Raw genomic sequence first — 16,835 nt, forward strand, 5'->3', positions numbered from 1 at the left:
CGCTTCAGCCGCCTGACACCACAGCAAGAAGGCCGGCCCCCGTGGGGACCGGCCCTTGTCTTGGCAATACCGCCGGGCTTTACTCGGCAGCTTCGACCGGGGTGTCGTCGGTGATCGGAACCGCGTTCACGTCGCTGTCCTTCTGCTCATTGGCACGGCGTACACCGGCGGCGTAGTCGGGATGGACGCGCTCGAGGACGGCATACCAACGCTCTTTCACCTCTGGCGAGCAGGGGCCCATCGCGGCGGCGTAGTTGGCATAGAGACGCTCCTTCTCCTCGCCCGAGAACAGCTCGTAGAGAGCACGGGGCTGGACGTAATCGGCGTCCTTGTCCTCCTGCACGTAGCGGTCGGCGTCTCCGTCGATCCGCAGCGGCGGCTCGACCACCTCGGGTTTGGCGACCGGGCCGTCATACTGGTTCGGCTCGTAATAGGCGTTCGGATCACCGAAATCGTTGGTGAAGAACCGCATGGAGCCGTCCTTGTGGTAGTGCTGCACCTCCGCATTCTTCGCGGCGTTGGCCGGAAGTGCCTCGTAGTGGGTGCCGAGGCGATACCGGTGGGCGTCCGCATAGGCGAAGATCCGGCCCTGCAGCATCTTGTCGGGGCTGAAGCCGATGCCCGGCACGATGTTCGACGGCGAGAAGGCGGCGTTCTCCACCATCTGGAAATAGTTCTCCGGATTGCGGTTCATCTCCAGCTCGCCCACCTCGATCAGCGGGAAGTCCCCGTGCGGCCAGACCTTGGTGACGTCGAACGGGTTGAAGGGCTGCTTCGCGGCGTCCTCCTCCTTCATCACCTGGATGAAGAGGGTCCACTTGGGGAAGTCGCCGGCGTCGATCGCGTTGAAGAGATCTTCCTGGTAGCTCTCCCGGGTCTTGCCGATGAGCGCTTCCGCCTCCTCGTTGGTGTGGTGCTTGTGGCCCTGCTGGGTCTTGAAGTGGAACTTGACCCAAGTGCGCTCCCCCGCCTCGTTCCAGAGCGAGAAGGTGTGGGAGCCGTAGCCGTTCATGCGCATCGGGTTCACCGGGATGCCGCGGTCGGACATCAGGATCGTCACCTGGTGCACGCTCTCGGGCTGGCCGGCCCAGAAGTCGAACATCGCCTCCGGCGAGCGCAGGTTGGTCTTGGGATGGCGCTTCTGCGTGCGAATGAAGTCCGGGAACTTGTAGGAATCGCGGACGAAGAAGACGGGGGTGTTGTTCCCCACCATGTCCCAGTTGCCGTCCTCGGTATAGAACTTCAGCGAGAAGCCGCGGACGTCCCGCTCCGCATCGGCGGCGCCGCTTTCGCCGGCCACGGTAGACCAGCGGGACAGGACCTCGGTCTCGGTGCCCGGGCGGAACACCTTGGCGCAGGTGTACTTCGTGATGTCGTGGGTCACGCGGAACGTGCCCTGGGCGCCCCAGCCCTTGGCATGGACGACCCGCTCCGGGATGCGCTCGCGGTTCTGGTGGGCCAGCTTCTCGATCAGCTGGTAATCCTGAAGGAGGACCGGGCCGCGGGCGCCGGCGGTCTGGGTGGTGTCGTTCGAGACATACGGAGCGCCCGCAGTCGTTGTCAGGCGGGGTTTGTCGGCCATGCCGGATCTCCTGGCTGGATGGGAATGCGTCTTGCCTGAACGATGTGTGGTGTCGCTCCATAAAGGAAAATCGGAAATGCTATGCAGATACATAAGTGCGGCTTATGTTCGGGATCATGCGGATCACGGCCAGACATCTTCTCTACTTCGCCGCCCTCGCCGATGAGGGCAGCTTCGGCGCGGCGGCGCGCGCCGTCAGCATCAGCCAGCCCGCGCTCTCGATGCAGATCAGGGATCTCGAGGCGGCGCTCGGCGGCAAGCTGGTGGAGCGCATGCCGAGCGGCCTGAAGCTCACGCGGCTGGGGCGGGAGGTCCTGCCCAGGGCGCGCCGGGTCCTGGCGGAGATGGCGGAGATCGAGGCGCTGCCGCGGCGGGGGCAGGGGCTGTCGGGCCAGCTCAACATCGGCGTCATTCCGACGGTCGCGCCCTATATCCTGCCCGTCGCGCTGACGCGGCTGCGCGCGTCGGACCTGACGCTCGACATCCGCGTGCGCGAGGCCCAGACGAATGTGCTTCTGGACATTCTGGACAAGGGGCGGCTGGATGCGGCGCTCGTGGCCCTGCCTGTCTCCGGGGCCGATCTGGACGTGCGCCCGCTCTTCGAGGATCGCTTCCTGCTGGCCGGCAGCCGCGCCCGGATCGAGCGGCTCGCCGGGGAGGGGGGAGCGGTGGCGCCAAAGCCCGCCGAGCTCGATCCCGAGCAGCTTCTCCTTCTCGACGAGGGGCATTGCCTTGCCGACCAGGCGATCGCCGCCTGCGGCCTCGATCCGGGGCGGAGGCGTGTGGATCTCGGGGCGTCCTCCCTCGCGACGCTCTGCGGCCTCGTCGCTCAGGGGTTCGGCCTGACGCTGCTTCCCGAGATCGCGGTGATGTCCGAGACCGCGTCCGCCCCCGACATGGCCCTCCATCGCTTCGCCGCGCCGGAGCCCGGGCGCACGCTCGCGCTGGTGCGGCGGGCCGGGCAGGAGGGGGAGACGGACTGGTTCGAGGCGCTGGCCTCTCTCTTCGCCAATGCCGGCGAGACGTTGCTTGCCCGTGCGAGGACCGCCGTTCCGGCCTGATCGGTCCGGGGTTTTCCCGGCGCCGCAGCTCAAGGCAGATCGGCGCCCCGCACGGCCAGCCAGTCGCCCATGCGGCGGCGAAACCACGTCCGCTGGCGCTTGGCATATTGCCGGGTGGCGATGACGGCGCGGTCCCGCGCGGCCTCGAGCGTGATCTCGCCGCGCAGGTGGGAGACGAGCTCCGGCGCGCCGATGGCGCGGTCGCCGGGGCGGGCCGGGTCATAGCCGCCGAGATTGGCCCGCGCCTCCTCCAGCGCCCCGCCGTCCAGCATCGCATCGAAGCGCCGCGCGAGGCGCGGGTTCAGCCAGTCGGTCGGAGCGTCGACCACGATCCTCAGCGCCTCGCCGGACGGCAGGGGCGGGGCCGGCTGCTCCGCCTGCCATGCCGCAAGGCCGCGCCCCGTGGCGCGGAGCACCTCCCAGGCCCGTTGTACCCGAGCGCGGTTGGCCATGTCGGTCCTCGAACGGGTCTGCGCGTCGAGCCCCTCCGACAGCTCGGCGAGCGAGAGGCCGTCCGCTTCCGCCCGGACCTCCGCCGGCACCTCCGGCACAGGCGCCAGCCCCTCCGTGAGCGCCATGAAGTAAAGCCCCGTCCCTCCGGTGAAGATCGGCCGCATGCCGCCGCGGAGAAGCTCCTCCGCCTCCCGCAGCCAGTGTCCCGCCGAATAGGGCGCCTCCCGCGCCACATGTCCGTAGAGCGCATGGGGTACGCGGGCGAGGTCGCGAGGGCCCGGCCGCGCCGTCAGGACGCTCCAGTGGGCATAGACCTGCAGCGCGTCTGCATTGACGATGACGCCGCCTGCCTCTTCCGCGATCCGCAGCGCGAGGGCGGACTTGCCGCTCGCCGTCGGCCCAGCGATGAGGACGGGACGATCCGGAGGGAGGGCGGCAAGCGCACGGGTTAGGGCAGGGTCAGTCATCTGAGCGGTTGAAGCGGCGGAGCTTTCGGTGTTCAAGGGCCATCGCGGCAGAGCGAGGGATATTTCATGCAGGTCAGTGGCGAAACTCCGGCGAAACCCTCCTACTCACGCGTTCTGCTGAAGATCTCGGGCGAGGCGCTGATGGGCGACCAGGGCTACGGCCTGCATCCGCCGACAGTGCAGCGCATCGCCGCCGAGGTGAAGTCCGTCCACGACATGGGCGTCGAGATCTGCATGGTGATCGGCGGCGGCAACATCTTCCGCGGCCTCCAGGGCTCCGCCCAGGGGATGGAACGCACCACCGCCGACTACATGGGCATGCTCGCGACGGTGATGAACGCGCTGGCGATGCAATCCGCGCTCGAGGAGCTCGGCGTTTTCACCCGCGTCATCTCGGCGATCCCGATGGACCAGGTCTGCGAGCCGTACCTCCGCCGCCGCGCCGTGCGTCACCTCGAGAAGAAGCGGGTCTGCATCTTCGCCGCCGGCACCGGTAACCCCTACTTCACGACCGACACGGCGGCCACGCTGCGCGCCAACGAGATGGCCTGCGAGGCGATCTTCAAGGGCACCAAGGTCGACGGCGTCTATGACAGCGATCCGATGCTGAACCCCGATGCCAAGCGCTACGAGACGGTGAGCTACGACGATTGCCTCGCCAAGCACCTCAAGGTGATGGACGCCTCCGCCATCGCGCTGGCGCGCGACAACGATCTGCCAATCATCGTCTTCAGCCTCGACGAGCCAGGCGGTTTCCGCGGGATCCTCGCAGGGCAGGGCACCTATACCACCGTGAAGGACTGAGGCGGCGCACCGGGGGGGGGAGATCCGCCTTCGGTTAATCCTCCCTTAAGGCTTGCGGACCTATACATCCGTGCGTGCTCCCGGTAGAACCTCCGCGCACAAGACAGCATGTTTGCGAGGACGACGGTCATATGGCAGCGGAGTACGAAGAACCCGACATGGGCGACATCCAGCGCCGGATGGAGGGCGCGCTGACAGCGCTGAAGCACGAATTTCTTTCGCTCAGGACCGGACGCGCCTCCGCCTCGATGGTGGAGCCGGTGATGGTGGACGCTTACGGCACGTCCACCCCGATCAACCAGATCGGCACGGTGAACGTGCCCGAGTCGCGGATGATCGCGATCAACATCTGGGACAAGTCGCTGGTGTCCAAGGCGGAGAAGGCGATCCGCGAGAGCGGTCTCGGGATCAACCCGGTGGTCGATGGAACGATCATCCGCCTGCCCATCCCGGAGCTGAACGAGGAGCGCCGGAGGGAACTCACGAAGGTCGCCTCGCAATATGCCGAGCATGCCCGCGTCGCGGTGCGCAACGTGCGCCGGGACGGGATGGACGCCCTGAAAAAGGCAAAGTCCAACGGTATGCCCGAGGACGACCAGAAGATCTGGACGGACGAGATTCAGGCGGCCACCGACAAGGGCATCGCCGCAGTCGACGCCGCGCTCGAGCACAAGCAGGCGGAGATCATGCAGGTCTGAGGCTGTAGCTGGCCGCGCTGACGAGCAGGCGTGCGCAGGGGAGGAGACCGGTCATGTCCGGCAAGGAGAGATTCCAGATCGTACCCGAGCATGTCGCCATCATCATGGACGGCAACGGCCGCTGGGCGACGTCCCGCGGCCGTCCGCGCATCTTCGGCCATCAGGCCGGCGCGCGCCGCGTCAGCGAGATCGTCGAGGCCTGCCCGGATCTCGGCGTCCGCTATCTGACGATCTTCGCCTTCTCCACCGAGAACTGGAAGCGCACCCAGGCCGAAGTCACCGGCCTCATGACGCTGTTCCGCCGGTACATCACCAAGGAGGCGACGCGGCTCCTGACCAAGGGCGTCCGCGTGCGGTTCATCGGCGACCGGGTGCAACTCGATGCCAAGCTGGTCAAGCTGATGGACGATCTGGAAACCCTCACCAAGTCGAACGACCGGGTGCACCTCACCATCGCGCTGAACTACGGCGGACGGGACGAGGTCACGCGGGCGACGCAGCGCCTCGCCCACGAGGTCGCGGCGGGGCGGCTGAAGCCGGAGGATGTCGGCGCCGAGACGCTGGCGCGCTTCCTCGATACGTGGCTTCTGCCGGATCCTGACCTGGTGATCCGAACGAGCGGAGAGGCCCGCATTTCCAATTTCCTTCTCTGGCAGAGCGCCTACGCCGAATACGAGTTCGTCGATACGCTCTGGCCCGATTTCACGGCCGACTGCTTCGGCTCAGTGCTCGCAGGATACGGCTCGCGCGAACGCCGCTACGGAGCCGTTCGTGCCTGATCCGAGTGCTGCAGCGACGTCGCGCTGGAACGATCTGCGGGACCGGGCCGCCTCCTCCGCGGCGATGGTGGTGATCGGCATCTTCGCCGTGCATTTCGGCGGCGTATGGTTCCAGATGCTCACCGTCTTCGTCACGGCGATCCTGATGTGGGAACTGGCGCGGATGATCCGCCCCGAGTCGATCGTCTTCTCGATGATGCTCGCCGCCGGCACCGCCAGCATCCTGTCGGGCCTTCTGGGGACGCACGAGCAGTGGTTCCTCCTTCTGATCTTCCTGCCTGCGATCCTCGGCACGTTTGCCATGTCCCGCGAGCGGCTGACGTTCTTCTGCTTCGCGGTGATGATCGTCGCGGCGGGATGGGGCCTCGTCAGCTTTCGCGACGAGTACGGGGGAATCTGGCTCTACTGGCTGATCCTCGTGGTGATCGCGACCGACGTGCTCGGCTACTTTGCCGGGAAGTCCATCGGCGGGCCGAAATTCTGGCCGCGTGTCAGTCCCAAGAAGACATGGTCCGGCACCGCCGCTGGCTGGATCGGAGCGGGCCTCGTCGGTGCGCTCTTCCTGGTCTTCACCGATGCCGGGTGGGGCCTCGTCTGGGTGTCCATGCTGCTGTCGCTGGCCAGCCAGATGGGAGACATCGCCGAAAGCGCGCTCAAGCGGCGCATGGGGGTGAAGGACAGCTCGGCCCTGATTCCCGGTCATGGCGGCCTCTTCGACCGCTTCGACGGGCTCCTGGGCGCCGCCCTGTTCCTGCTCGTGATCGCCCTTTTCGTGGACATTCCCCGGGTCGATCTGTGAAGCGCGTCAGCATTCTGGGCTCCACCGGTTCGATCGGCCAATCGACGCTCTCGCTCATCGCGGGGCGGCCGGGAGAGTATGACGTCGTCGCGCTGACGGGCGGGCGGAACGTCGAGCTTCTGGCCCGCCAGGCGGCCGAGACGGGCGCGGCCATCGCGGTCACCTCGGAGCCTGACCTCCTCGACCAGCTCAGGGATGCACTCCCGGCGGGGATCGAGGCCGCGGCAGGGGCGGAGGCCATCGCGGAGGCGGCGGCCCGCCGGGCCGATTGGGTCATGTCCGCCATCGTCGGCGCCGCCGGTCTTGCGCCGGGCCTCGCCGCGATCGAGACGGGAACCACGCTGGCGCTTGCCAACAAGGAAACCCTCGTCGCCGCCGGTCCACTGGTCCTGTCCCGTGCCGCGGCATCGGGTGCTACCATCCTGCCCGTCGACAGCGAGCATTCGGCGATCTTCCAAGCTCTCCGGGGCGAGGATCCCGCCGCCGTCGAGCGGGTCATCATCACGGCATCCGGCGGTGCGCTCAGGGACTGGCCGATGGAGCGTCTGGCGGAGGCGACGCCGGAAGAGGCAGGGCGGCATCCGAACTGGGCGATGGGAAACCGGATCACGGTGGACAGCGCGTCCATGTTCAACAAGGCCCTGGAAGTCATAGAAGCGAAAGAGTTTTTCGGATTTTCACCGGATCGGATCGAGGTTCTGATCCATCACGAGAGTATCGTTCACGCCCTCGTCGGGTTCGTCGACGGCGGGGTGATGGCACATCTCGGGCCGCCGGACATGCGCCACGCCATCGGCCATGCGCTCGACTGGCCGGACCGCCGGGCGCTCCCCGTGGAGCGGCTCGATCTTGCGAAGATCGGCCAGCTGTCGTTCCGCCCTCCGGACGAGGCACGTTGGCCCGCGCTGCGTCTCGCCCGCGACGTCATGGCGCGCGGCGGGCTGACGGGGGCGGCGTTCAACGCGGCCAAGGAAGCCGCGCTCGATGCGTTTCTCGCGCGGCAGATGCGGTTCACCGACATGGCTCACATTGTCGAGACGGTGCTGGACGAGATGGACGCCAGCGGCGAAACCAGCGGCCGGGGAGACATCTCCCTCGGCGACGTCCTCGAAACCGACGCCGCCGCCCGTGCCAGAGCCCGGGGCGCTGCAACGCGCCTGAGCCAGACCGTCTGAGGAAAGTTTCATGGACCTGACCGCCCTCCTGCCGTCATTCGGTGGCATCGCCTGGACGGCCATCGCCTTCGTGCTGGCGCTGTCGATCATCGTCTTCGTCCACGAGTTCGGTCACTACATCGTCGGCCGCTGGAGCGGGATTCACGCGGACGTCTTCTCCATCGGGTTCGGACCAGTGCTCTTCGGCCGGACGGACAGGCGCGGCACGTATTGGCAGATCGCCGCGCTGCCCTTCGGCGGCTACGTCAAGTTCAAGGGCGACGCGGATCCGGCCTCCGTGACGCGAGCGCCGGAGCCCGCCCCCGGAGGCACGAACGAGCAACTGCTGCGGCAGGAGATGCGCAGCACGATGCACGGCGCGCCGCTCTGGGCCCGCGCCGCGACCGTCGCTGCCGGGCCGATCTTCAACTTCATCCTGTCGATCCTCGTCTTCGCCGCGGTGATCCTCTACCAGGGTACGCCGCGCGAACCGGCGACGATCCGTTCGCTGGTGCCGCTTCCCGCTGAGGTGCAGGGTCTGGAGGCTGGCGACGAGATCCTGTCCGTCGGCGGGCGGGACGTGTCCACCCTCGGAGGGATCTACGAGGTTGCGGCCGAGCTGGACACCGAAGGCGCGACAACGCCCTACACCGTGCGTAGGGACGGCGGGGAGACCGCGGTCGAGGGTCCGTTCCCGTTCCCGCCAGTCGTCTCCACCGTGCAGCCGCAATCGGCGGCCTGGGATGCGGGGCTGAAGCCGGGAGACGTGATCGTCTCCGCGGACGGCACGCCGATTTCCTCCTTCCGCGATCTGCAGGAGATCGTGACGGTGAGCGAAGGCGCCGAGCTGGAGCTCGGGATCTGGCGTGCCGGAGAGACCTTCACGGCGGCCCTTGCGCCGCGCTCCGTTGACATGCCCGTGGCCGGCGGCGCATTCGAGACGCGCTGGCTTCTGGGGCTGACCGGAAGCCTCGCCTTCGAGCCCGTGACCGTGACGCCGAGCCCGTTCACAGCCGTCGGGCAGGGCGCGGAGCAGACGCTCTTCATCGTCCGGTCCTCCCTGTCCGGTCTGTGGCACATGGTCACCGGCGCGATTTCCTCGTGCAACCTGCGCGGGCCGCTCGGGATCGCGGAGACGAGCGGCGCCGCGGCGAGCCAGGGGCCAAGCACGTTCATCTGGTTCATCGCGGTCCTCTCCACCGCCGTGGGTCTGCTGAACCTCTTCCCGATTCCCGTTCTCGATGGCGGCCACCTGGTGTTCTACGCCTACGAGGCCGTGGCGCGCCGCCCCCCCAGCGACCGGGCGCTTCGGGTCCTGATGGCGGGCGGTATGGCGCTGATGCTGGCGCTCATGATCTTCGCCCTGACCAACGACCTCTTCTGCCCCTGAGACCCTGAGACCCTGAGAGCCTGTGGCGGTGCCGGATGGACTTTCCGGCGCGCCGGGCCTATGCGCGGAGGCGCAGCGCCCGGCGCCATTCGGGAGCGCCCGGCAGGGACGAGGAGAGCGAAACATGGCCGTCGGTATCTTCGATAGCGGCCTTGGCGGGCTGACGGTTCTGGGCTCCGTGACGCGGGCGATGCCGGATCTGCCGGTGGTCTATCTCGGGGACAATGCGAATGCGCCCTACGGCACGCGCGACGCGGACGATATCTTTGCGCTCACCTGCCGGGGTGTGGAGCGCCTGTTCGAAGCCGGGTGCGACCTTGTCATCCTTGCCTGCAACACCGCTTCCGCCGCGGGCCTGCGGCGAATGCAGGAAAGCTGGGTTCCGGAGGGCAAGCGCGTCCTCGGCGTCTTCGTGCCCCTGATCGAGGCCCTGACCGAGCGACAATGGGGGGACAATTCGCCACCGCGCGAGGTCGGCGTGAACCATGTCGCGCTCTTCGCCACGCCCGCCACCGTCGCGTCCCGGGCCTTCCAGCGGGAGCTTGCCTTCCGCGCCATCGGCGTCGATGTCGAGGCGCAGGCTTGCGGCGGCGTGGTGGACGCGATTGAGGAGGGGGACATGATCCTGGCCGAGGCGCTCGTGCGCTCCCATGTCGACGCCCTGAAGCGCAAGATGCCGAAGCCCGGCGCCGCGGTTCTCGGCTGCACGCATTACCCGCTGGTGGAGCAGACCTTTGCCGAGGCGCTGGGGCCGGACGTCGCGGTCTATTCCCAGCCCGACCTCGTGGCGGCGAGCCTCAAGGACTACCTCGCGCGTCGGCCCGAGATGATCGGGCCGGGGCAGGAAAGCGCGTTCCTGACGACGGGCGATCCGTCCCGCGTCTCCTCCCGCGCGACCCAGTTCCTGCGCCGCCCGATCGCGTTCGACGCGGCGTTCTGACCGATTGCGGGGGTGCGCCCCCGCTTCCTACATATCCTTTCAAGATCACGCGGGAGCCTTGCCCCATGACCAAGTCCGTCGCCATCCTCGGAGCGTCCGGCTATACCGGCGCCGAACTCGTGCGCCTGCTCGCCGGCCACCCGGAGATCGAGATCGCCGCGCTCTCGGCGGAGCGCAAGGCGGGGCTCGAGATGGCGGCCGTCTTCCCGCATCTGCGCCACATGCAGCTGCCGAGGCTGGCGCGGATCGAGGAGATCGATTTCACGGGGATCGACCTTTGCTTCTGTGCGCTGCCCCATGCGACGAGCCAGGAGGTCATTTCGGGGCTGCCGCGGGATCTGAAGATCGTGGATCTCTCCGCCGATTTCCGCCTGCGCGATCCGGCAGCCTACGAGCGCTGGTACGGGCGGCCGCATAGCGCGCCGGAGATGCAGAAGGAGGCCGTCTACGGGCTGACCGAGTTCTACCGCGAGGAGATCCGGGCCGCACGGCTGGTGGCGGGAACGGGCTGCAACGCGGCGACGGGGCTCTACTCGCTGCTGCCGCCCCTGATGGCCCAGGCGATCGATCCGGACGAGATCATCCTCGATCTGAAATGCGGCGTGTCTGGCGCCGGCCGCGCGCTGAAGGAGAACCTCCTGCACGCGGAGCTGTCCGAGGGCTGGCAGCCTTACGCGGTGGGCGGCGCGCACCGGCACCTGGGGGAGTTCGACCAGGAATTGTCCAAGGCGGCGGGGCAGGAGGTCTCAGTCCAGTTCACACCGCACCTGATCCCCGGCAACCGCGGCATCCTCGCCAGCGTCTATGTCCGGGGCGAGGCGCGGGACATCCACGCGGCGATGACGGCCACCTACCGGGACGAGCCGTTCCTGACGGTCCTGCCGATGGGCGAGGTTCCCTCGACGCATCATGTCCGCGGCTCCAATCACGTTCATGTCGGTGTCGTGCAGGAGCGCCGCGGCGGGCGGGCGACGATCTACACCGTGCTCGACAACCTCGCGAAGGGCTCCTCGGGCCAAGCGCTTCAGAACGCCAACCTGATGCTCGGTCTCGAAGAAACGACCGGCCTCACCCTGGCGCCCGTTTTCCCCTAGACTGATCTCACGCCTGAAGAGGGCCCGATGCGCAGCCTGAAAAAGAAACGCCGGATCCAGATCATCCTCGTCGCTGTCCTCGCGCTGGTCAGTGCGACGGTGCTCATCGGTGTTGCGATGAAGGACGGCATCAACTTCTTCCGCCCGCCCTCGGAGGTTCTGGCCGCAGAGCCGGGTCCGGACGAGACGTTCCGAATCGGCGGGCTGGTGGAGGAGGGGACGCTCGTTTCGCTCCCCGACGGCTCCATAATGTTCAACGTGACGGACGGGGCAGGCTCCGTTCCGGTCACCTTCACCGGCGTTCCGCCCGACCTCTTCGCCGAGGGGCAGGGCATGATCGGCACCGGGCGTCTCGTCGCCGGCACGTTCGAGGCGAGCGAGATACTGGCTCGCCACGACGAGACCTACATGCCGGCCGAGGTCGTGGATGCTCTGAAGGATCAGGGCGTCTACCGCGAGCCCGAAAGCTGACCGCAGTCGGCGCTCCCGCCTCCTCCTCCGCGCCCGGACCGCACGCCCTGACCGCCGGGCGTTAACCCTTTTCTCCCCACCCTGTGACCGATCAGCAGGCCTGGTGAGGGAGAGACGGGCATGAGACGGATAGAGCAGATCGCCGAGGAGATCGTACGCCGGGAGGGCGGCTACGTGAACGATCCCGACGATCCGGGTGGGCCGACCAAGTACGGCGTCACGCTCGGCACGATGCAGCGTCTGAAGGACGACGTGACAGGGGACGGACGCGTGGATGCACAGGACGTGCAGCGCCTCGGCAAGGACCGGGCCGTCGAGATCTTCATCGAGCATTATTTCGCGCGTCCGCGGATCGCCGCGCTGCCGGAGCCGCTGCAGGCGACGGTCTTCGACATGTACGTCAATTCCGGGGCCAATGCGGTGCGGATCCTCCAGCGGCTCCTGTGCGACATGGGGCAGGCGGTTGCGGTGGACGGCGTGATCGGCCCCAAGACCATCGCCGCTGCCAAGGCCGCAGCCGCGGCGGCGCCTGATCACGTCGCGGATGCCTACGGGATCGCCCGGCGCAATTACTACTACGCGCTCGCGGATCGCCGCGCCTCCTCCCGCAAATACGCGCGCCGCAAGGATGGCGGGAAGGGCGGGTGGATCCGCCGTGCGGAGGAGTTCATCTCCCCGCGGTTCCATCTCTCCGAGGACGCGCATCGCGAGCGGGTGGCGTCATGGGGCTGATCGACGGACTTTTCTCGCTGCTCTTCTCGGGCGGCCGGAACGCCGTGAAGGAGACGGTCGAGGTCTTCCGGGAAAATGCCGAAGCGGGCGCTGCCCGCGATGCAGACCGGGCGGAGGCGGCGCTGGCGCAGTTCGCCGCCGAGTTCTCGGCTCCCCGGCAGAGCGTCTTCGATCGTGTCATCGACGGGCTGAACCGGCTGCCGCGGCCGGCCCTCGCCCTGGGCACGCTCGGCCTCTTCGTCTCGGCGATGGTGGACCCGGTCTGGTTCGCCGAACGAATGCAGGGAATCGCGCTCGTGCCGGAGCCGCTCTGGTGGCTGATGGGGGCCATCGTGTCGTTCTATTTCGGCGCCCGTCACCAGGCGAAGAGCCAGTCCTTCCAGCGCTCCATCGCGCAGACCGTGGCCCTCGCGCCGTCCGTTGTGCGCAACACCGCCGCGCTCAGGGCGCTCGGGGCCGGAGCGGGCGAGGAGGAGGTGGTGGACGGCGCCGGGGATGTGCCGTCCGCAAATCCCGCACTTGCCGAATGGAGGTCCAGATGACGGACTGCACCGGGTTTGGCGATGTGACGAGCCGTCTCGGACGGCTGGAGATGCATCGCGCGGTGGACGAAGTGCACCGCAAGAACGTGGAGCTGCGACTGGCGGCGATCGAAGACGTGCTCAAGTGGCTCGTCCGGCTCGTAATCGGTGCGCTGGTCCTCGGCATGATGGCCTTCGCCCTGAACGGCGGGCTCGTCGTCGCCTGAGGCTTGCCGCAAGCCCGCCCTTCCGAGCGGTTGTGCAAAGGCGGGCTTGCGGTGGGCGGCGGTTTGATGTCCCTGTGTGGCGCAAGGGCAAGGCCAGGACAGGAGGTATCGGGATGGCGCTCGAGGATGCGAAGACGCAGGTCGATCTGGCCTTTACCGCCGAGAACAGGCGCGGCCTTGCATTCGAGAATGCGTTCGGCGGCGCGCTGTCCTTTCTCCGGCGGCGATATTCCAAGGATCTGGACGGCGTCGACATCGCCGTGACGGGCGTTCCCTTCGACCAGGCGGTGACGAACCGGCCCGGCGCGCGCCTCGGGCCGAGGGCGATCCGCGAGGCCTCGACGCTCCAGCCGTTCGATCCGCCCTATGGCTGGGGCATCGATCCGCTATCGGACCTCGCCGTGGTGGATTACGGCGATCTGGCTTTCGACTACGCCCGCGTCTCCGACTTTCCGGACGCGCTGCAGGTCCATGCCGCCGGCATCGTCGGGGCGGGAGCGTCCATGATCACGCTCGGGGGGGACCATTCGATCTCCCTTCCGATCCTGAGGGCGCACGCGGAGGTTCACGGGCCACTGTCCCTCGTTCAGTTCGATGCGCATTCGGATACCTGGGCCGATGACGAGAGCGCCCGGATCGACCACGGCACGATGTTCTACAAGGGCATCAAGGAGGGCGTGATCGACGCGGGCTCCTCGGTCCAGGTCGGTATCCGGACGGTCAACACGGACACGATGGGCGTCGAGACGATCGATGCGCGCCGTGTTCACGAAGAGGGTGCGGCGCGCGTCGCGGAACGCATCCGTGACCGGGTCGGCGCACGGCCCGTCTATCTCTCCTTCGATATCGACGCGCTCGACCCGGCCTTCGCCCCTGGCACCGGCACACCGGTCTGGGGCGGGCTGGCCAGCTGGCAGGCCGCCGCGATCCTGCGGGATATCGCCGGCATCCATGTGATCGGAGGCGATATCGTCGAGGTCGCGCCGCCCTACGATCCCTCTGGGGCGACCGCCATTGCGGGCGCGCATGTCGCCATGGAGATCCTCTGCCTGATCGCCTGGAACAAACTCGGGCGCTGATGGATCGGAACGCCCACCGCGGCGTTGACCAGTTCACAACAACGTCAGGTCCCCTCCCGCCATGTCCTTACTGCGCCCCATCTCCACCGCATTCGCTGTCTTCGCGACATTCGGCTTCGCCTGGATCCGTCTCGCGCCGTCTTGCGAGAAGGATTGGCACGTCGATCCGAAGGACGCCGTGGCGGCTTCGGGGCGCTACGTCGTCGGGTCGCAAGGCCACGTGCCGCCGCTGCGCCTGTCCGGGACGCCGACGGAGATCCTGACCGATCTGGACCGGATCGCCATGTCCAGCCCGGACACGGAGCGCCTCGCCGGGAGCCCCGACGAAGGGCGGATCACCTATATCTCCCGCTCCAAGGTCTTCGGTTTCCCCGATTACACCACGGTCGCCGCCGAGAGCGGCGGTGACGGAACGTTGCTCTACGTCTTCGCGCGACTGCGGTTCGGGCGGGACGACATGGGCGTCAATCGCAGGCGGGTGCGGGCCTGGCTCGCCGAGCTGCAGAGAGACTGATCGGGCGCCGCGACGCCCCGGCTTGACGGGCGCCTCCCGATCCGTCAGCAGACCCGGCATGGTCCCTGAAGCACGACTGGAAGAAATCGAAGCGCGGTTCCAATTCGTGGAAGCGCGGCTCAACGCCGGAGCGGAGGCGGGCGACATTGCGCGCCTGTCTCGTGAATATGCCGACCTCAAGTGGATCACCGGGACCATCTCCGCGTGGCGGGACTTGCGGGACGGTATCGCCGAAGCCGAGGCGATGCTGAAGGACCCCGAGATGCGGGACCTCGCCGAGGAGGAGCTCGAGACGCTGCGCGCTGCGCTGCCCGAGGCGGAGCAGGCCCTGCGGGTGGCGCTCCTTCCAAGGGATGCGGCAGATGCGCGGCCGGCGATGATGGAGATCCGCCCCGGAACCGGAGGGGAGGAGGCGGCGCTCTTCGCCGGGACGCTTCTTCGGATGTACCGTCTTCATGCCGAGCGGCACGGCTGGACCTTCGAGATGATCGAGCACGCCGAGACCGAGCTCGGCGGCGTGAAGGAGGCCATCGTCAGGGTCGCGGGGGAGGGCGTCTTCGCGAGGCTCAAGTTCGAAAGCGGCGTCCACCGCGTGCAGCGCGTTCCGGAAACCGAAAGCGGCGGCCGGATCCATACTTCCGCGGCCACCGTGGCAGTGCTGCCGGAGGCGGAGGAGGTCGAGATAGACATCCCCGTCGGCGACATCCGCATCGACACGATGCGCGCAAGCGGCGCCGGCGGGCAGCACGTGAACACCACGGACAGCGCCGTCCGGATCACCCACCTGCCGACCGGCCTCGTCGTGACGTCGTCCGAGAAATCGCAGCACCAAAACCGTGCCGTCGCCATGGCTGTCCTGCGCGCCCGCCTTCTCGACCGGCAGCGCAGCGAAAGCGAAGGCGCCCGCGCGGCGGATCGCAAGGCGCAGGTCGGCTCAGGCGACCGATCCGAGCGCATCCGGACCTACAATTTCCCGCAAGGTCGCATGACGGATCACCGCATCAACCTGACGCTCTACCGGCTGGAGAGTGTGCTGAACGGGGATCTCGACGAGGTGACCGACGCGCTCGTGGCCGACGATCAGGCGCGCAAGCTGGCAGAGCTCGACACGTGACCTTCGCCGATGCCCAGATCAAGGCGGCCCGCGCGCTCCGCGAGGCCGGGATCGACGCCGCCGCCGGCGACGCCCGTCGCCTCGTCGCCTTCGCCGCGGGCGTCCGTCCCGAGGCGCTGATCGTCATGGGGCCGGACCCGTTCGACGCGTGGGACGGGCTTCAGGACCTCATCGCCGCGCGCATCGCCCGTCAGCCCGTGGCGCAGATCGTCGGCGAGCGCCTGTTCTGGGGCCGGTCCTTCCGCGTGACGCCGGACACCCTCGACCCGCGGCCCGAGACGGAAGAGATCGTCGCCGAGGCCCTCAAGGCGCCGTTTACCCGCATCCTCGATCTCGGCACCGGGACCGGCTGCCTCCTCTTGACGCTTCTTGCCGAACGGGGCGATGCGGAGGGCGTGGGCACGGACGTCTCGGATGCCGCGCTCGCCGTCGCGCGGGAGAATGCCAATCGGCTAGGGATCGGTCCCCGCGCGCGCCTCGCCCTCTGCGACTGGTTCGGGGCGGAGACCGGGCCATTCGACCTGATCGTCTCCAACCCGCCCTACATCCCCGCCGCCGAGATTGCCGGCCTCGCCCCAGAAGTGCGGGAGTGGGAACCGACGGGCGCTCTCACCGATGGCGGCGATGGCCTCGGCGCCTATCGCGCGATCGCGGAAGGCGCCGCGTCCCGCCTTGCTCCGGGCGGCCGCCTGATCGTCGAATGCGGGGCAGGGCAGGCGCGCGATGTCGCGGCGATCCTGGAAACCGGTGGCCTGACTCTCGAGACCATCCTGACCGACATGGACAACCGGGAGCGGGGCGCCGCCCTCCGGCTCGCCTGAGGAGCCGTCCTTTCGGGACGCGGGGCAAGCCGGCGTCTCCCGGCGAGCCGCTTCGGTGCCCGGTCTTCCAAAAGAAAAGCCCCCGCAGCTTTGTGCGGGGGCGATATCGTCATTCAGGTGCGGGCAGTCGCCGTC

19 protein-coding genes are annotated in these 16,835 nt (G+C 68.1%); 17 read left to right on the forward strand and 2 right to left on the reverse strand.

Annotation, left to right across the window (positions count from 1 at the left end; translation table 11 throughout):
- Nucleotides 1-79: 79 nt before the first annotated feature.
- Complete coding sequence (locus RM543_RS13540; protein WP_311692506.1) at nucleotides 80-1,582, reverse strand: catalase; 1,503 nt, start codon at nucleotides 1,580-1,582, stop codon at nucleotides 80-82.
- Between the two features lie 104 nt (nucleotides 1,583-1,686).
- On the opposite strand from RM543_RS13540, the gene RM543_RS13545 reads away from it, so the two are divergent.
- Nucleotides 1,687-2,643, forward strand: a complete 957-nt coding sequence (locus RM543_RS13545; RefSeq protein WP_311692508.1) for a hydrogen peroxide-inducible genes activator — start codon at nucleotides 1,687-1,689, stop codon at nucleotides 2,641-2,643.
- 29 nt (nucleotides 2,644-2,672) lie between these two features.
- On the opposite strand, the gene miaA is transcribed toward RM543_RS13545, so the two are convergent.
- The gene (gene miaA / locus RM543_RS13550; protein WP_311692510.1) at nucleotides 2,673-3,563 is read right to left on the reverse strand and encodes a tRNA (adenosine(37)-N6)-dimethylallyltransferase MiaA; all 891 of its coding nucleotides are present in this window, start codon (nucleotides 3,561-3,563) and stop codon (nucleotides 2,673-2,675) included.
- Nucleotides 3,564-3,629: 66 nt separating this feature from the next.
- Between miaA and pyrH the strand changes: the two genes are divergently transcribed.
- The 16 genes from pyrH (at nucleotide 3,630) to prmC (ending at nucleotide 16,700) form a co-directional block, all read left to right on the forward strand.
- Nucleotides 3,630-4,367 carry a UMP kinase gene (gene pyrH / locus RM543_RS13555; protein WP_311692512.1) on the forward strand — a complete coding sequence of 246 codons (738 nt, stop codon included), beginning with the start codon at nucleotides 3,630-3,632 and terminating at the stop codon, nucleotides 4,365-4,367.
- A gap of 131 nt (nucleotides 4,368-4,498) precedes the next feature.
- Nucleotides 4,499-5,065 carry a ribosome recycling factor gene (gene frr / locus RM543_RS13560; protein ID WP_116083978.1) on the forward strand — a complete coding sequence of 189 codons (567 nt, stop codon included), beginning with the start codon at nucleotides 4,499-4,501 and terminating at the stop codon, nucleotides 5,063-5,065.
- A 53-nt stretch (nucleotides 5,066-5,118) separates the two neighbouring features.
- On the forward strand, nucleotides 5,119-5,844 hold the full coding sequence (uppS, locus tag RM543_RS13565; RefSeq protein ID WP_311692515.1) for a polyprenyl diphosphate synthase: 726 nt from the start codon (nucleotides 5,119-5,121) through the stop codon (nucleotides 5,842-5,844).
- On the forward strand, nucleotides 5,837-6,643 hold the full coding sequence (locus RM543_RS13570) for a phosphatidate cytidylyltransferase (RefSeq protein WP_311692517.1): 807 nt from the start codon (nucleotides 5,837-5,839) through the stop codon (nucleotides 6,641-6,643). Before uppS ends, RM543_RS13570 begins: the two co-directional genes overlap by 8 nt.
- The gene (gene dxr / locus RM543_RS13575) at nucleotides 6,640-7,818 is read left to right on the forward strand and encodes a 1-deoxy-D-xylulose-5-phosphate reductoisomerase (RefSeq protein WP_311692519.1); all 1,179 of its coding nucleotides are present in this window, start codon (nucleotides 6,640-6,642) and stop codon (nucleotides 7,816-7,818) included. The genes RM543_RS13570 and dxr overlap by 4 nt, the downstream gene beginning before the upstream one ends.
- A 10-nt stretch (nucleotides 7,819-7,828) precedes the next feature.
- Nucleotides 7,829-9,187: an RIP metalloprotease RseP gene (rseP, locus tag RM543_RS13580; protein WP_311692521.1), complete on the forward strand. Its 1,359-nt coding sequence runs from the start codon at nucleotides 7,829-7,831 to the stop codon at nucleotides 9,185-9,187.
- Nucleotides 9,188-9,311: 124 nt separating this feature from the next.
- Entirely contained in the window at nucleotides 9,312-10,127 is an 816-nt protein-coding gene (locus tag RM543_RS13585; RefSeq protein WP_311692523.1) for a glutamate racemase, read from the forward strand.
- 65 nt (nucleotides 10,128-10,192) lie between these two features.
- Nucleotides 10,193-11,221, forward strand: coding sequence for an N-acetyl-gamma-glutamyl-phosphate reductase (gene argC / locus RM543_RS13590; protein WP_311692525.1), 1,029 nt, complete (start codon nucleotides 10,193-10,195; stop codon nucleotides 11,219-11,221).
- Between the two features lie 27 nt (nucleotides 11,222-11,248).
- Entirely contained in the window at nucleotides 11,249-11,692 is a 444-nt protein-coding gene (gene ccmE / locus RM543_RS13595; protein WP_311692527.1) for a cytochrome c maturation protein CcmE, read from the forward strand.
- 120 nt (nucleotides 11,693-11,812) lie between these two features.
- Nucleotides 11,813-12,424, forward strand: coding sequence for a holin-associated N-acetylmuramidase (locus tag RM543_RS13600; RefSeq protein WP_311692529.1), 612 nt, complete (start codon nucleotides 11,813-11,815; stop codon nucleotides 12,422-12,424).
- On the forward strand, nucleotides 12,415-12,966 hold the full coding sequence (locus RM543_RS13605; protein WP_311692531.1) for a holin family protein: 552 nt from the start codon (nucleotides 12,415-12,417) through the stop codon (nucleotides 12,964-12,966). Before RM543_RS13600 ends, RM543_RS13605 begins: the two co-directional genes overlap by 10 nt.
- Complete coding sequence (locus RM543_RS13610; protein ID WP_311692533.1) at nucleotides 12,963-13,172, forward strand: hemolysin XhlA family protein; 210 nt, start codon at nucleotides 12,963-12,965, stop codon at nucleotides 13,170-13,172. The genes RM543_RS13605 and RM543_RS13610 overlap by 4 nt, the downstream gene beginning before the upstream one ends.
- A 113-nt stretch (nucleotides 13,173-13,285) precedes the next feature.
- Complete coding sequence (gene speB / locus RM543_RS13615) at nucleotides 13,286-14,251, forward strand: agmatinase (RefSeq protein WP_311692535.1); 966 nt, start codon at nucleotides 13,286-13,288, stop codon at nucleotides 14,249-14,251.
- A 61-nt stretch (nucleotides 14,252-14,312) separates the two neighbouring features.
- On the forward strand, nucleotides 14,313-14,765 hold the full coding sequence (locus RM543_RS13620; RefSeq protein WP_311692537.1) for a DUF1499 domain-containing protein: 453 nt from the start codon (nucleotides 14,313-14,315) through the stop codon (nucleotides 14,763-14,765).
- 58 nt (nucleotides 14,766-14,823) lie between these two features.
- Nucleotides 14,824-15,879 (forward strand): peptide chain release factor 1, encoded by a 1,056-nt coding sequence (prfA, locus tag RM543_RS13625; protein WP_311692539.1) that lies wholly within the window; start codon nucleotides 14,824-14,826, stop codon nucleotides 15,877-15,879.
- Nucleotides 15,876-16,700, forward strand: coding sequence for a peptide chain release factor N(5)-glutamine methyltransferase (prmC, locus tag RM543_RS13630; RefSeq protein WP_311692541.1), 825 nt, complete (start codon nucleotides 15,876-15,878; stop codon nucleotides 16,698-16,700). Before prfA ends, prmC begins: the two co-directional genes overlap by 4 nt.
- Nucleotides 16,701-16,835: the final 135 nt, after the last annotated feature.

It is taken from the genome of Tropicimonas omnivorans (genome assembly GCF_031846565.1).
GTDB lineage: Bacteria > Pseudomonadota > Alphaproteobacteria > Rhodobacterales > Rhodobacteraceae > Tropicimonas_B > Tropicimonas_B omnivorans.